Raw genomic sequence first — 14,886 nt, 5'->3', positions numbered from 1 at the left:
GGCGGTGTGTCAGTCTCCAAAGATGTTGGCTGACACGGCCTCTTCGCGAGCAAGCCCGCTCCCACATTGGTTCTATGTCGATCCACAGACCCCAAGCTCTGAAAAAGAGCACGTACATCCAATTTTTTCTTCCCCCACCCCGGCAATCTCACTACTCGATTTGCCGGAGCCTTGCGTATGTCTGATTTCAATCGACTTGAACCGACCAGCCCCGGAGCTGGCGAAGTCGTCACCCTGATCGTCAAACACCGGATCAAGGCCGGTTTTGAAACACCCTATGAAGCCTGGCTGCGCAACATCGTCAAGGTGGCGGGGCAGAGCGAGGGGCATTTGGGGGTGGATGTGGTCCGTGGCAAGCAGGCGGGTCTGCACCTGTTCACCTGTGTACTACGCTTCTGTTCCACCGAGGCGATGCAGCGCTGGCTCGATTCGCCGCAGCGCCAGGCGCTGGTCGACGAAGCCGCGCCGATGCTGGCCGACGGCGACCAGACCGAAGTCAATCCGGTCAACGAATTCTGGTTCGCCCCGCTGGCCGACGCGGCATCGCCACCGCCGCGCTGGAAACAGGCCGTGGTGACGCTGCTGGTGATCCTGCCGCACACCTTGCTGGTGCCACTGATCTGGGGGCCGCTGCTATCGCTCAATGCCTTTCTGTCCAGCTACGTGGTCGCCACGTTCCTGATCACCCTGACCATCGTGCTGTCGGTGGTGTACGTCTTCATGCCGATGGCCACGCGGCTTTTTACGCCGTGGCTGGAAGCCGGCCAATCCCATTCCACTCAGCCTTAAGGAAACGCGATGAACGCCGATCTGATTTTGTTCAATGGCCAGTTCCATACCGTTGACCGGGAAAATCCGCACGCCAGCGCCGTGGCCATTCGCGAGGGTCGCTTCGTCGCGGTCGGCAGCGATGCCGAAGCCATGGCCCTGCGCGGCTCGGGCACTCAGGTGATCGACCTCAAGGGTCGTTGCGTGATCCCTGGCCTGAACGACTCGCACCTGCACCTGATCCGTGGTGGCCTGAACTACAACCTGGAACTGCGCTGGGAAGGCGTGCCGTCGCTGGCCGATGCACTGCGCATGCTCAAGGAGCAGGCCGACCGCACACCGACCCCGCAGTGGGTACGAGTGGTGGGTGGCTGGAACGAATTCCAGTTCGCCGAAAAGCGCATGCCGACGCTGGACGAACTCAACCAGGCCGCACCGGACACCCCGGTGTTCGTCCTGCACTTGTACGACCGTGCCTTGCTCAACCGTGCCGCGCTGCGTGTGGCCGGTTATACCCGCGACACGCCGAACCCGCCGGGTGGCGAGATCGTCCGTGATGCCAACGGCAACCCCACCGGCATGCTGGTGGCGCGTCCCAACGCGATGATCCTGTATTCGACCCTGGCCAAGGGGCCGAAGCTGCCGCTGGAATATCAGGTCAACTCGACCCGCCAGTTCATGCGCGAACTCAATCGCCTGGGCCTGACCAGCGCCATCGATGCCGGCGGCGGTTTCCAGAACTATCCGGACGATTACCAGGTGATCGAGCAGTTGGCCAAGGACCAGCAACTGACCGTGCGCATCGCCTACAACCTGTTCACCCAGAAGCCCAAGGAAGAACTCACCGACTTCAAGAACTGGACCAGCAGCGTCAGCCTGCACCAGGGCGACGACTTCCTGCGGCACAACGGCGCCGGAGAAATGCTGGTGTTCTCGGCGGCGGACTTCGAAGACTTCCTCGAGCCGCGCCCGGACTTACCGCAGAGCATGGAAGACGAACTGGAGCCGGTGGTCCGCCATCTGGTCGAACAGCGCTGGCCGTTCCGTCTGCACGCCACTTACAACGAATCCATCAGCCGCATGCTCGACGTGTTCGAGAAGGTCAATCGCGACATTCCGTTCAACGGTCTGCCGTGGTTCTTCGACCACGCCGAAACCATCACCCCGCAGAACATCGAGCGGGTGAGGGCGCTGGGCGGCGGCATCGCGATTCAGGACCGCATGGCGTTCCAGGGCGAATACTTCGTCGAGCGTTACGGCGCCAAGGCTGCCGAAGCCACGCCACCGATCAAGCGCATGCTGGCCGAAGGCGTGCCGGTAGGCGCCGGTACCGATGCAACGCGGGTTTCGAGCTACAACCCGTGGACCTCGCTGTACTGGATGGTCAGCGGTCGCACCGTCGGTGGCCTGGAGCTGCACGCCGAAGGGCTGTCGCGCCAGACCGCGCTGGAACTGTTCACCCACGGCAGCGCCTGGTTCTCTTCCGAACAGGGCAAGAAGGGCCAGATCAAGGTCGGGCAACTGGCGGACGTGGCGGCACTGAGCGCGGACTTTTTCAGCGTCGACGAAGAAGCGATCAAGTGGATCGAGTCGGTGCTGACGGTGGTTGGCGGCAAGGTCGTATACGCCGCTGGCGATTTCGAGAAGCTGGGACCTGCCAGCGTGCCGGTGCTGCCGGACTGGTCGCCGGTGGTGAAGGTGCCGGGTCACTGGCGCCCGAACTCACCGATGCAGGCTCAGGTTCACCAGTGCAGTGGTCCGTGCGCAGTGCATTCCCACAGCCATGAACGGGCACGCCTGTCGAACGCGCCGGTCAGCGATTTCGCCGGTTTCTGGGGCGCGTTCGGCTGCTCCTGCTTTGCTTTCTGACGCATAACCAAAACGCCGGCGCCCTTGCGTCGGCGTGACACGCAATAATCATCCACCAAGGAGTTTTTCCAATGAGCAACGTTCCTTACAAGCGCCTGAACAAAGATGACGCCGTCGTACTGCTGGTCGATCACCAGACCGGTCTGATCTCGCTGGTGCAGGATTTCTCGCCCAACGAATTCAAGAACAACGTGCTGGCCCTGGGCGACATCGCCAAGTTCTTCAACCTGCCGACCATTCTGACCACCAGCTTCGACAGCGGTCCGAACGGCCCGATCGTGCCGGAACTCAAAGCCCAATTCCCGGATGCGCCGTTCATCGCCCGTCCAGGCCAGATCAACGCCTGGGACAACGAAGACTTCGTCAAGGCCATCAAGGCCACCGGCCGCAAGCAACTGATCATCGCCGGTGTGGTGACTGACGTTTGCGTAGCGTTCCCGACCCTGTCGGCCCTGGCCGAAGGTTTCGACGTGTTCGTGGTGACCGACGCTTCCGGCACCTTCAACACCACCGTACAACAGGCTGCCTGGGCACGCATGTCGGCCGCAGGTGCCCAACTGCTGAACTGGTTCTCGGTAGCCTGCGAGCTGCAAGGCGACTGGCGCAACGACATGGAAGGCCTGGCCAACCTGCTGTCCGAGCGCATCCCGAACTACCGCAACCTGATCAACAGCTACACCACCTTTACCGCTAAATAAGCCAACCGGTGAATGTGCCGTTCAAAATACCGCGTTCGGCACAATCCCCTGTAGGAGCCGAGCTTGCTCGCGATGGTCGTTAACGATAACGCTGGGCATCTGATGCCCCGCGTCGTTCTTGAGTCCATCGCGAGCAAGCTCGCTCCTACACAAAGCAAAAAAGATCGCAGCCTGTTGTCAGGCTGCGATCTTTTGTTTTCAGGGTTTCAGATGTGTCTTGAGTTCCAGCCCCGCCTGGCGTACTGCCGCTTTCACCGCCGGAATCTGGCTCAGCGGGTTGAGCAGGCCGAAGTCGTGAATCATCCCGTTGTAGCGCACCGAGGTCACCGGCACGCCGGCCGCGTCCAGGTGGCGGGCATAACCTTCGCCTTCGTCACGCAACACGTCGAACTCGGCAGTCTGTACCAGCGCGGCGGGCAGGCCCTTGAGCTGTTCGGCGCTGGCCTTGAGCGGCGAGGCGTGGATCTGGGAGCGGTCGCCCGGGTTGGTGGTGTAGCTGTCCCAGAACCACTGCATCATGCCCTTGGTCAGGAAATGGCCCTCGGCAAATTGCTGGTACGAGCCGTTGTCGAAGCCTGCGTTGGTCACCGGCCACATCAGCAGCTGAAAGCGCAGGGCAGGGAAGTTCTGTTCCTTGGCCATCAACGCCACCACCGCCGCCATGTTGCCGCCGACGCTGTTGCCGGCCACCGCCAGGCGCTTGCCGTCGACACCGATTTCCCGTCCATGCTCGGCCACCCAGCGGGTCGCGGCGTAGGCCTGGTTGATCGCAGTCGGGTAGTGCGCTTCCGGCGACGGCGTGTAGTCGACGTACACCGCAACGGCGCCGGACTCCACCACCAGGTCGCGAATCAGGCGCTGGTGAGTCGGGAAGTCACCCAGCACCCAGCCGCCACCGTGGAAGAACATGAACACCGGCAACTCACCCTTGACCTTGGCAGGGCGGACGATTTTCAGGTTGATGGCCTGCTCGCCGACCTTGATCGCACGGTCACTGACTTCGACACCGGACAAGTCCACCTTCACCGATGCCTGGGCACCGGTCAGCACCGCACGGGCGTCTTTCGGGCTCAGCTGTTCGAGGGGCTTGCCGCCACCTGCGGCGAGGGCTTCGAGGAAGGCCTGAGTGTTGTGCTCCACGCCCGGGCTGCCCGCGGCAAAAGCGTTGCCGACAGCGAAAGCGAGCAGGGTGGTGGTCAGGGTTTTCTGGACGATGTTCATCGGGTAATTCCTTTTAGTCTGTTGGTTGGCAGCTCGTGTTCTGAGCCGATGTGTGCAGATTAATGAGGTGCCCGAATGAGAAAAAGCCGCTATAAAGCGTTTGACTGTCAACCAAGGTGTGACAATGAACCCGTTCGAAGACATGCGTATCTTTTGCCAGGTCATGGACTCCGGCAGCTTCACCGCCGCCGCTGATCAACTGGGCCTGTCCAAGCAATTCGTCAGCCGTCGGCTGATGCAGCTCGAAGAGCGGTTGGGTGTGAGGTTGCTCAACCGCTCGACGCGGCGACTGGACGTCACGCCGTTGGGGCAGAGTTATTACGAATCGGCTTTGCGCCTGTTGGGTGAAGTTGAGCAGGTGGAGCAGGGGATTGCCGGGCAGACCACGGAGCCGCGAGGGACTATCCGCGTCAGTGCGCCGCTGTCGTTTGCACTGGCGCATCTGGGGTGCCTGCTGCCGTTGTTTCTGCAGCGATATCGGGATGTCACGGTGGAAGTGGATTTGAGCGATCGGCCGGTGGATCTGCTCGGTGAAGGTTATGACCTGGCGTTGCGTATTGGCACGCTGGAAGATTCGACTCTGATTGCCCGGCGCATTGCATCGATCGAGCGTGTGTACTGTGCCAGTCCTGCTTATCTGGCTGAGCGTGGTACGCCGCTCAAACCTGAAGACCTGCACGATCATGACTGCCTGCCTTATGGCCACGGCCGCCAGGTGCAATGGCGCTTCGCCGGGCCGGGCAAGCCGATGGCCGTGAACGTCACCGGGCGCATGCGGGTCAACAATGGCGAGTTGCTCAAGGACGCGGCGGTGGCCGGGATGGGCATCACTTACCTGCCGACCTTTATCGTCGGTGCGGCGTTGAAGGAGGGCAGGCTAATGCCGGTGCTGGACGATTTCCGACCTGAGCCGTTGACCCTGTCGGCGGTGTACCCGCAACACCGGCAATCATCCCGGCCTGTTCAGGCGTTGATCGAGTTTTTGCGGGAGCGGCTGAATCAGGCTGAATGCGAGCTATAAACACCAGCTCCTACAGGTTCAGCGGCTGGAAGCAAAACCATTGTGGGAGCGAGCCTGCTCGCGATGGCGATGGATCAGCCAACATGGATGGTGACTGACACACTGTCATCGCGAGCAGGCTCGCTCCCACAAGGGGATTGGGTGAATCAGTTGGTGCGTTTGTCGTCCCCGGAGCGGTGGACGCCATTGTCATCGCCCGAACGATGTACGCCGTTGTCGTCACCTGAGCGATGAACCCCGCGGTCATCCCCGGGTTCGGGGTGGGTGCCGCTGCGGCCGGAGTTCGAGGCGGTGCCGCCGGAGTGGTCGCTGCCGCCATGGCCACTGCCGCTGCTGCCGCCACTGCTACCACCATGGCCGCTTCCGCCACTGCCGCCGCTTCCACCTCCACTGCCGCCGTGACCGCCGCCATTGCCGCCACCACCATGACCGCCGCCGCCGCCGCCGCCGCCGCCGCCGCCGCCGCCACCGCCGCCGCCATTGCCGCCACCACCATGACCGCCGCCACCGCCACCGCCACCATGCCCACCACCTCCCTCCTTGGCATGTGCAGTCGACACATCAGACACACTGTCCGGAATCAATACGGTAGACGCCGACAAAACTGCGCCAATAGCTACTGCAAGTACAAGCTTGTTGAAGTGCATGTTGTTCTCCGTTTTCTTCTTCGGGTGCAACGTAAAACCGTGCAGCGCACAGCTCTACCCTCGTGCAACAGGGTCAGTGGATGCTCGAGGCCAGTTCGAAGATCGGGATGTACATCAGGATCACGATGACCCCGATGAGCAGGCCGATGAAGGTCATGAGCAAGGGTTCGAACAGCCGCACGAACCATTCGATCCAGCGGCTGATTTCTTCGTCGTAGAAGTCGGCACTGCGCTCCATCATTTGCCCCAGGTTGCCGGACTGTTCACCCGCGCGCAGCAGGCGCAGGGATACCGGGGTCACCAGGTGATTGAGTTCCAGCGCAGCCGACAGCGAGTGCCCCTCGCGCACCCGCTCGCAGGCCTGATCCAGACGCGTGCGGGAGGCGGGGGTCAGCAGGTTGCGCACCATGCCCATGGCGGTCACCAGAGGAATACCGCCTTGCAGCAGAATCCCCAGCGACCGGTAGAAGCGCGCCAGTTCATACATGAAGATGCGCTGGTGAACCGCCGGGACTTTCTCGATCAGCCGGTCCACGCCACGGCGAAACGACGGTTGTCGGGAAAGCAGGGCAATGGCGACGATGAACGCCGCAAAGGCACCGAAAAACTCGCCCTGGTGGGCATGCAGGAACATGCCGCTGCTCATCAGGATCTGCGACATCCACGGCAGATTTTCCCCCAGCCCTTCGAACACCAGGCTGAAGCGCGGCACCACATAACCCATCAGAAACAGCACCACGCCACCGCCGACAATCAGCAGCAGCATCGGGTAGATCGACGCACTGACGATCTTCTGCCTTACCTCGTCCATGCGCTGGCGATAGCTGACATAACGCCCCAGCGCATCGCCTACGGCACCGGTCTTTTCGCTGGACTGCACCAGCGCCACATACAAAGGAGGGAACACCGCCGACAATTGCCCCAGTGCCTGGGAGAAGGATTTGCCTTCATACAGCAGGCGCACCAGTTCGCTCAGGGTCTTGCGGGCCTGGGGCGCGCTTTCCTTTTCCGCCAGGCTTTCCAGCGCATCGATCAACGGCAGGCCGGCATTGAGCAGGGTGGTCAGTTCCTGGCTGAACAACACCAGATTGAAGGTTTCGCGCTGCTTGAGGCCCAAGGCGCGCCAATGTCGTTCGGCGCGCAGGCTGACCACCCGCAGACCCTGGTCCTCGGCAATGCGCCGGGCTTCGCTGTGACCGGGTGCTTCGACGGTCATGGAAACCACACCGGCCTTGCCGACCGCTTTGAGGTGAAAACGCATGGTCGCCATATCCGTTATTGCCAGTTGGAAACTTCGGCGTTTTCGCCTTCACCGCCGGCCTGGCCGTCCTTGCCCAGGGATAGCAGGTCGTACTCGCTGTGCTCGCCAGGGTAGCGATAGGTATAGGCACGTCCCCATGGATCCAGCGGCAGTTTTTTCTGCAGGTACGGGCCGGTCCAGTGGGTTTCATCGCTGGGCGCGGTGACCAGCGCCTGCAAGCCCTGTTCGGTCGATGGATAGTGACCCACTTCCAGGCGATACAGGTCCAGGGCCTTGCCCAAACCTTCTATTTGCGCCTTGGCCACTTTCACTTCGGAGCGGCCCAGCTGCGCGAAGTATTTCGGCGCGACGATGCCGGCCAACAGCCCGAGCACCACCAGCACCACCAACAGTTCGAGGAGGGTGAACCCGCGCTGGTTTCGTGGTGAACAGCTGCGGGTGGTGGAAGAAAGACGCTGTTTCATGATGACCTCACACAAGCGGCAGGAAGGATCGTGAGAGAGCCTATGCAATTGCCATGCACAGCACCGGCAATGGCTTCGACGCATTCCTGCATCCCCCGTCCTACGGCCTTCTGCGCTTTCGGCACAGTGCTTGCTCATGGCTGATAAACGACCGGTCACTGGGGCATATCCCCCAATTTTTCAGGCCGGGCAGGGGAGGTAGAACAATGAAAACTCTCACCGCGGGATTGCTCGGCCTGACCTTGCTGGGCGGCGTCGCACAGGCCGATGTGTTCGTCTCGGTCGACGCCAAAGGCAACTTCGTTCTGTCGAATGTCCACCGCCCGGGCCGTCACTACGAGAAGGTCATTCGCGAGCCTGAGGCGGCGGTGGTCAGTCTCGATCAGCAGCCCCAGATGATTGCCGCCAGGCCTTACGCCGAACTGGTTTCCAAGGCCGCCGAAGCCAATCAACTGCCCGCCGCGCTGCTGCATGCGGTGATCCAGAACGAGTCCGGTTACAACCCCAGCGCGGTGTCGCCCAAGGGTGCCGGTGGCCTGATGCAGCTGATGCCCGACACCGCCCGGGAACTGGGGGTGACCGACGTCTACGACCCCAACGCCAACATCCAGGGCGGCGCCCGTTATCTCAAGCGTTTGATGACCCTGTTCGACAACGACATGGCCCTCGCCGTGGCCGCCTACAACGCAGGTCCCCAGGCCGTGCTCAGCCGTGGCGGGGTGATCCCGCCGTTCGCCGAAACCCAGCGTTATGTGCCCAGCGTCCTGAAGCAGTATCGGCGCCTGCAGGGCCTGTCGGCGGACGCACCGTTGTAGCTGAACAACCGGGGCGGGGTTCCCCAACATTGGGGAATGGGAACCCCGGCGAAAAAGTGGGGAAAAAGTGGGGAATTTCCCCCGCTGAATTAAGTGCCAATCACAACCCCATGAAAAACCAATGAATTTTTTATGGCATGCGGATTGCTCAAGGGGATTTGTCGAGAATTATTCCCTGTGAGCACCCACTTCGAGGCTCGTGATCATGATCGGAATACACCATGTCCCAAACCTCCTTCCGTGGCTTGTATTAGCTGCCTCTGTACTCGGTATCGAGGTCGCGGAAGCCGCAGCGCGGTGTGAACGCAACCTGGTGGCCAACGTCGTGGCGCTGGACCAGCCACTGATGTTCAACCGCCTGGGGGCACAGAACGTCAACGGCATGATGTACGCCCTGCGCCGGGATGTGGTCGATGTAAATCAGGTGTCCCTGGAGCAGGGTGGTGCGGCTGTACCGGGCAAGGTTTCGTTGCGCGCCGACAAGCGTCCGCGCCCGCTGGTGCTGCGGGTCGCTGCCGGTGACTGCCTGACCGTCAACCTGCAGAACCTGCTGGCGTACCAGGCCAACCCCGGCTCCCACGATGGCGGTGAGGAGGAAGAGGAAGGAGAGGAAGAAGAAGGCGGCGAAATCGAAGCCGGCAACACCGATCAGTTCAAGGTCGACGAGCAGGTCGCCGACCGCCATGTCGGCTTTCAGGTCAACGGCATGCAGGCGGTCAACAGCATCGATGACATCTCCTCGTTCACCGGGCGCAACGCCAACACCCTGATCGCCCCCGGCGCCAGTCGTTCCTACACCCTGTTCGCCGAACGCGAAGGCGCGTTCACGGTCAGCAGCCGTGGTGCCACTTTCGGCAGCGAGGGTGCCGCCGGCAACAATGCCAACGGCCTGTTCGGCCAGGTGGCGGTCATGCCCAAAAACGGCCGCAGCTACCGCAACACCATCACCGAAGAAGAGATGCGCCTGGCCAGCACCGGTCGTACTCCGGCCGGTCATCCGATCGTCGACTACCAGGCACGCTACCCGCAGCGCGAGCCCTGGATTCGCGAAGGCAAAGCCGGCAAGCCGATCATCAACATGGTCGACGGCAATGAAATCGTCTCCAGCGAAGCCGATGCGATTGTCATGGGCAGCAACGCCGATGGCAGTTTCCCCGCCGCGACCTATCCGCTGGAAAGCGTCGGCAAGCGCAACCCGGCGATTCCCAACCGGCTTGAGCCGTTCCGCGATTTCTCCGCGCAATTCCAGGATGAAACCGCGGTGACCCAGGCGTTCCCCGCTTACTGGGCCGACCCGGTCATGGCCCACGTGCTGGAGCCGACGCGTGACTCCTTCATGATCAACTACGGTTCCGGTGGCATGGGTGCCGAAGTGGTCGCCAACCGGCTGGGCGTCGGCCCGATGCACGACTGCCTGTCCTGCGCCTACGAAGAGTTCTTCCTCAGCGCCCACACCGTTGGCGACGTGGCGATGCTGGTGGACGTTCCGGCCAACGCCGGCCTTGAAGGCATCACTCCGGGCCAGACTCCCCGCGCCGATCAGGTTGGCGTGAAGGCCACCGCGGCACTGTACCCGTCGGAGCCTTCGAACGTTGCCCATAGCTACATCGGCGACTTCGTCAAATTCCGCAATACGCACAACGGCTACGAACACCATATCTTCCACTTGCACGGCCATCAGTGGCTGTTCAACCCCAATGACGACAACTCCGATTACGTCGACGCCCAGGGCATCGGTCCGGGTGCCGGCTACACCTATGAAATCGCCAACGGCGGTTCGGGCAACCGCAACCGGGTAGCGGGCGATGCGATCTACCACTGCCACTTCTATCCGCACTTCGCCCAAGGCATGTGGGCCATGTGGCGGGTACACGACGTGTTCGAAGAAGGCACCAAACTGGAGGTCTCGCAACAAGGTGCCGATGGCTTCCACACTGAACCTTTTGCGCTGCGCAACGGCAAACCGGCGGCAGGTGCACGAGCCTTGCCCGATGGCGAGATCGTGGCCGGCACGCCGATTCCGGCCGTCGTGCCGCTGCCCGGCAAAGCCATGGCGCCGATGCCGGGCAAAGTTGCGGTCATTCCGAAACTCGGCGAGACCCTGGTGGCCGCCAACGACGACGATGATGACGAGGAAGATGACGATGACGGCGAACACCATGGCGGCGGCTCTCAAGCCATCGGCTCGCTCGCGCTGATCGATCGCAGCGAAGCCAACCGCAACGCCGACGGCACCCTGAAAAACCCTGGCTATCCATTCTGGATCGGTGGCATGGAGAGCTCTGTGGGCCAGCGCCCTCCGACGCCTCCGCTGGACATGCTCGACGCTGCCACCGCGCAAGCGCTGAAAGCCACTGGCAAGGCGCTGTGGGCCAACCTCGATCCGAATCAGTCCGGTGGCTGGGACGGCGGCTTGCCGCGCCATGCCCTGGGCGGTTTATCAGAAGGTGGCGAGGCAGAGACCATCACCACTTCGCTGGATTTCTCCAAGACAGTCACCCGTGCCAAACCGATCTATCTGCCGGAAGAAGGCACAGAGGTCGAACAGGCCGCCATGGCTTTCCACGCCAAAAAGGAACACCCCAGCTACGCCGTGCTGCCCGGCAGTCAGATCGTGGCGCGCAACTTCCGCACCAACGGTGCTCTGCCAATTGCCGGCGCGCCGTACTACGAACCCTGCATGGACGACCGGCAAAAACGCCTGACCAGCAGCGCGGGTACCGGCGAATTCGCCAGCGGCGAGCGCATGGACGGCATGTCGTTCGTCGGTGCCTCGACCTTCACCGCCGACCGTCCGCGGATCTACAAGGCGGCAAACATCCAGTTCGACGCGGTGTACAACAAGGTCGGCTACCACTTCCCGCAGGCACGTATCCTGGCGCTGTGGGAAGACGCCTGGCCGGTGATCACCAAGCAGCGTCCGCCAGAGCCGCTGGTGATGCGCATGAACACCTTCGACTGCGTGCAATACCAGCAAACCAACCTGGTGCCGGCCGTCTATGAGATGGACGACTATCAGGTGCGCACCCCGACCGACGTGATCGGCCAGCACATTCACCTGCCGAAATGGGACCTGACTGCGGCGGATGGTTCGTCCAACGGCTGGAACTATGAAGACGGCGTGCTCTCCCCAGGTGCCGTGCAGGAACGCATCCACGCCATTCGCGAGTACAACCAGTGCGAAGGCACCGACCCGCGCGACGGCACTCCAGCCTGTCCGAAAGCCAAGAATCACCCGTTCTTCGGCCAGTACGGCCGGGCCGACTGGGTGGGGGCGCGGACGGCCATGCAGCGCTGGTTCGTCGACCCTGTGATCAATACCTATGGCGTTGACCGTGGCCTGGGCACCATCTTCACCCACGACCATCTCGGCCCATCGACTCACCAGCAGATTGGTCTGTACGCCACCGTGCTGGCTGAACCTGCCGGTTCCACCTGGTTCCACGCCGAAACCGGCGAGCCGCTGTACAGCGGTGCGCGCCAGGACGGCGGGCCGACTTCATGGCAGGCGGTGATTTCCACCGGCGACCTCGATGGCGACGGCAAGAACGACAGCTTCCGTGAGTTCTTCCTCGAGTACAGCGACTTCCAGCACGCCTATGAAGCCGGCGTGTATGTGGGCGCAGGTCCCGATGGCGTGCCGAACGCGCAAGCCTTCCCGGCCACGGCCGACAGCTTCCGCTACGCGATCAACCCGCCGGTGCGCGACAACACCAGTCAGTTGCTCGAATCGGTGGTGGAGTTGCGCGGCGGTGTGATGCCGGGCTGCCCGAGCCGACCTTGCCCGCAGGCAATCTCGGTGGATGACCCGGGCATGTTCGTCGTCAACTATCGCAACGAACCGCTGGCCCTGCGGGTGTTCGACCCGAACAAGGTCGGCCCGGACGGCAAGCGCGGCATGCAGGCCGACGGCCTGGGCGGCGACCTGGCGTACGCCATGCAAAGCCGTACCGACCGTGCGATCCCGGCGATGAACCTGGCGCCGAACCTGATCACCTCGGCCACCGGGCCAACCGGCGGCACCACGCTGTTCCCGCCACACATCAACAAGGGCGGCGCCGAAGCGGGTGACCCGTTCACCCCTATGCTGCGTACCTACACCGGCGACAATGTGCGGCTGCGGGTGCATGCCGGCGGCCACGAAGAGGAGCACAACGTCACCCTGCACGGCGTGAAATGGCTGCAGAGCGGTTCCGGTTTCGGCAGCAGCTCCAACTCCGGCTGGCGCGCGTCGCAGATGGTCGGTATCTCCGAACAGATGGGCTTCAATGCGCCGGTGTCGATGATCTCCAGCGCGGCGGCGACCACCGGTGACTATCTGTACACCATGGACGCGTCCATCGAGGGTTACTGGAACGGCATCTGGGGCGTGATGCGTAACTACACCGCACAACGCAGCGACCTGTTCGCATTGCCGAACAACCCGAAACCGACCGGTATGCGCAACACCGTGGCGTTCGACGGCATTTGCCCACGCATTGGCGCCAACCCCAACGGCATCGGGACTCGTCCGACCGTGCAACGCAACTACGAAGTGGTGGCGGCGCTGGCCAACGACATCCTGAGCAATCCGCTGGGTCTGACCATCGGTGATCCGCAAGGTATCGGCCAGCATGTCGGCGGGCCGTTGAAACCGGCAGGCGGCACCCTGGTGCTGAACTCGCGCACGGTGAACATTCCACAGGTCACAGTGACCGATCCGGAAGATGGCGAGACCTTCACCATCGGTGGACAAAGCGGGCCGCTGCATGACCCGACCGCGGTCCTGTATGTGCGCAAGGGCGATCTCGATCCGACCACCGGCAAGCTCAAGCCCGGTGTGCCTGTCGAGCCGCTGATCCTGCGCGCGGCGGCCGGTGACTGCATCAACATCACCCTGGAAAACCGTCTGCCAAGCGTCATGCCGGACCTGGCGCAAACCGCGATCCTGCAAGGCCTGGCCAAGCGTGACCGCAACGACGGGATGGGCTCGACCACCTTCAACAACAACCTGCTGCGGCCATCGAGCCATGTGGGCCTGCACGCGCAACTGCTGTCCTATGACATCACCAAGTCCGATGGCGTCAACGTCGGCGCCAACCCGATCCAGACCGTGCCACCGCGGGCGGGCAGCACCGGCGCGTACCCGACCCGTACCTATCAGTACTACGCCGGGCACCTGGAGCGTGAAGGCAAGCCGATCACCCAATTGGGTCGCAACGTCGACAACATCAACGCCACGGCGGTGGAGTTCGGCGGGCTGAACTTCACCCCGGCGGATGTCATCAAGCAACCGCAAAAAGGCCTGGGCGGTGCGATGAGTGTGCTGCCGATCGGCTCCACCTGGGTCGAGGATGCCAAGCGCGCCTCGGCCACGGTGACCGCACCGGGCCAGACCGCCTATCGTGATTTCGCGATGGTCTGGCAGCGCGCCCTGAACACCCGTTGGGCCAACGGGCGGCCGGTGGAAGGCATTGCCTCGGAAGGCAACGGCGTACCGAACGATCCGAAGGACAACGCCAGCATGGCCATCAACTACAAGGTCGAACCGATGTGGTTCCGCTTCGGCCTGGCCCCGGATGCACCGTTCGGCCACGCCGGCAGCTCTGGCACCTACGGCAACGTACCGAACGCGCACCAGGCCTACAGCAACGCGCTGGTAGGGGGCGATCCGCAAACGCCGGTGTTCTACGTCAAACCGGGCCAGCCGTTCCGTACACACATCCTGATGCCGTCCGGTGGCAGTCGCGGTTCGACCTTCCAGCTTGACGGTCACGTCTGGTCGGTCAACCCGTTCGTGTCGGAGAAGAGCGATTTGGGTGGTTACCCGATGGGGACACCGGGTATCGGTTCGGTGAAGTTCGGCTACAACCCGATGTCGATGTACATCGGCGCCAGGGAAAGCGTGTTGCCGGCGGCGCACTTCAGTTTCATGCACCCGAGCGCCGGGGGCAGCAATGCGATAGCGGGGGACTACCTGTACCGCGACAACGCGTCCTTCGGTAATACCGCAGGGCTGTGGGGGCTGCTGCGGGTGACCAACGAGCCTGAACCGGCGCCAGCGCCGTAGGGTGGGGGGACGGGGTGGTGGAATCACACCAGCCCCGTAGGAGCGAGGCTTGCCCGCGAAGGGGACACCTCGG

General features: G+C 62.8%; 10 protein-coding genes. 6 read left to right on the top strand and 4 right to left on the bottom strand.

Features of this window, described 5'->3' with window-relative positions; all coding sequences use genetic code 11:
- Nucleotides 1–177: 177 nt before the first annotated feature.
- From ACW9JE_RS13290 to ycaC, 3 genes are all read left to right on the top strand, one after another.
- Entirely contained in the window at nt 178–789 is a 612-nt protein-coding gene (locus tag ACW9JE_RS13290; RefSeq protein ID WP_457432989.1) for an antibiotic biosynthesis monooxygenase, read from the top strand.
- A 9-nt stretch (nt 790–798) separates the two neighbouring features.
- Entirely contained in the window at nt 799–2,637 is a 1,839-nt protein-coding gene (locus ACW9JE_RS13285) for an amidohydrolase (RefSeq protein WP_457432988.1), read from the top strand.
- Between the two features lie 71 nt (nt 2,638–2,708).
- Nucleotides 2,709–3,335 (top strand): isochorismate family cysteine hydrolase YcaC, encoded by a 627-nt coding sequence (gene ycaC / locus ACW9JE_RS13280; RefSeq protein ID WP_175377473.1) that lies wholly within the window; start codon nt 2,709–2,711, stop codon nt 3,333–3,335.
- 198 nt (nt 3,336–3,533) lie between these two features.
- Here ycaC and ACW9JE_RS13275 read toward each other — a convergent pair whose 3' ends face one another.
- Nucleotides 3,534–4,556 carry an alpha/beta hydrolase gene (locus ACW9JE_RS13275; protein WP_457432986.1) on the bottom strand — a complete coding sequence of 341 codons (1,023 nt, stop codon included), beginning with the start codon at nt 4,554–4,556 and terminating at the stop codon, nt 3,534–3,536.
- A 124-nt stretch (nt 4,557–4,680) separates the two neighbouring features.
- On the opposite strand from ACW9JE_RS13275, the gene ACW9JE_RS13270 reads away from it, so the two are divergent.
- Entirely contained in the window at nt 4,681–5,577 is an 897-nt protein-coding gene (locus tag ACW9JE_RS13270) for a LysR family transcriptional regulator (RefSeq protein ID WP_457432985.1), read from the top strand.
- A gap of 146 nt (nt 5,578–5,723) precedes the next feature.
- Here ACW9JE_RS13270 and ACW9JE_RS13265 read toward each other — a convergent pair whose 3' ends face one another.
- From ACW9JE_RS13265 to gspG, 3 genes are all read right to left on the bottom strand, one after another.
- Complete coding sequence (locus tag ACW9JE_RS13265) at nt 5,724–6,224, bottom strand: hypothetical protein (protein WP_457432984.1); 501 nt, start codon at nt 6,222–6,224, stop codon at nt 5,724–5,726.
- 73 nt (nt 6,225–6,297) lie between these two features.
- Nucleotides 6,298–7,485: a type II secretion system F family protein gene (locus tag ACW9JE_RS13260; protein WP_224537642.1), complete on the bottom strand. Its 1,188-nt coding sequence runs from the start codon at nt 7,483–7,485 to the stop codon at nt 6,298–6,300.
- 14 nt (nt 7,486–7,499) lie between these two features.
- Entirely contained in the window at nt 7,500–7,949 is a 450-nt protein-coding gene (gene gspG / locus ACW9JE_RS13255) for a type II secretion system major pseudopilin GspG (RefSeq protein ID WP_457432982.1), read from the bottom strand.
- Nucleotides 7,950–8,155: 206 nt separating this feature from the next.
- Here gspG and ACW9JE_RS13250 point away from each other — a divergent pair, with 206 nt between their 5' ends.
- Together ACW9JE_RS13250 and mnxG are read left to right on the top strand one after the other, a co-directional pair.
- Entirely contained in the window at nt 8,156–8,764 is a 609-nt protein-coding gene (locus ACW9JE_RS13250; RefSeq protein ID WP_224537639.1) for a lytic transglycosylase domain-containing protein, read from the top strand.
- 205 nt (nt 8,765–8,969) lie between these two features.
- Nucleotides 8,970–14,813 (top strand): manganese-oxidizing multicopper oxidase MnxG, encoded by a 5,844-nt coding sequence (gene mnxG / locus ACW9JE_RS13245; RefSeq protein ID WP_457432981.1) that lies wholly within the window; start codon nt 8,970–8,972, stop codon nt 14,811–14,813.
- Nucleotides 14,814–14,886: the final 73 nt, after the last annotated feature.

The sequence above is a fragment of the Pseudomonas sp. SDO55104_S430 genome, from assembly GCF_054070595.1.
This window is presented reverse-complemented; position numbering and strand designations above follow the sequence as displayed.

What these genes read in the sequence shown, in the direction of transcription:
- ACW9JE_RS13290 (WP_457432989.1), top strand. Translation starts at nt 178, where the DNA reads ATGTCTGATTTCAATCGACTTGAACCGACCAGCCCCGGAGCTGGCGAA.
- ACW9JE_RS13285 (WP_457432988.1), top strand. Translation starts at nt 799, where the DNA reads ATGAACGCCGATCTGATTTTGTTCAATGGCCAGTTCCATACCGTTGAC.
- ycaC (WP_175377473.1), top strand. Translation starts at nt 2,709, where the DNA reads ATGAGCAACGTTCCTTACAAGCGCCTGAACAAAGATGACGCCGTCGTA.
- ACW9JE_RS13275 (WP_457432986.1), bottom strand. Translation starts at nt 4,556, where the DNA reads ATGAACATCGTCCAGAAAACCCTGACCACCACCCTGCTCGCTTTCGCT.
- ACW9JE_RS13270 (WP_457432985.1), top strand. Translation starts at nt 4,681, where the DNA reads ATGAACCCGTTCGAAGACATGCGTATCTTTTGCCAGGTCATGGACTCC.
- ACW9JE_RS13265 (WP_457432984.1), bottom strand. Translation starts at nt 6,224, where the DNA reads ATGCACTTCAACAAGCTTGTACTTGCAGTAGCTATTGGCGCAGTTTTG.
- ACW9JE_RS13260 (WP_224537642.1), bottom strand. Translation starts at nt 7,485, where the DNA reads ATGCGTTTTCACCTCAAAGCGGTCGGCAAGGCCGGTGTGGTTTCCATG.
- gspG (WP_457432982.1), bottom strand. Translation starts at nt 7,949, where the DNA reads ATGAAACAGCGTCTTTCTTCCACCACCCGCAGCTGTTCACCACGAAAC.
- ACW9JE_RS13250 (WP_224537639.1), top strand. Translation starts at nt 8,156, where the DNA reads ATGAAAACTCTCACCGCGGGATTGCTCGGCCTGACCTTGCTGGGCGGC.
- mnxG (WP_457432981.1), top strand. Translation starts at nt 8,970, where the DNA reads ATGATCGGAATACACCATGTCCCAAACCTCCTTCCGTGGCTTGTATTA.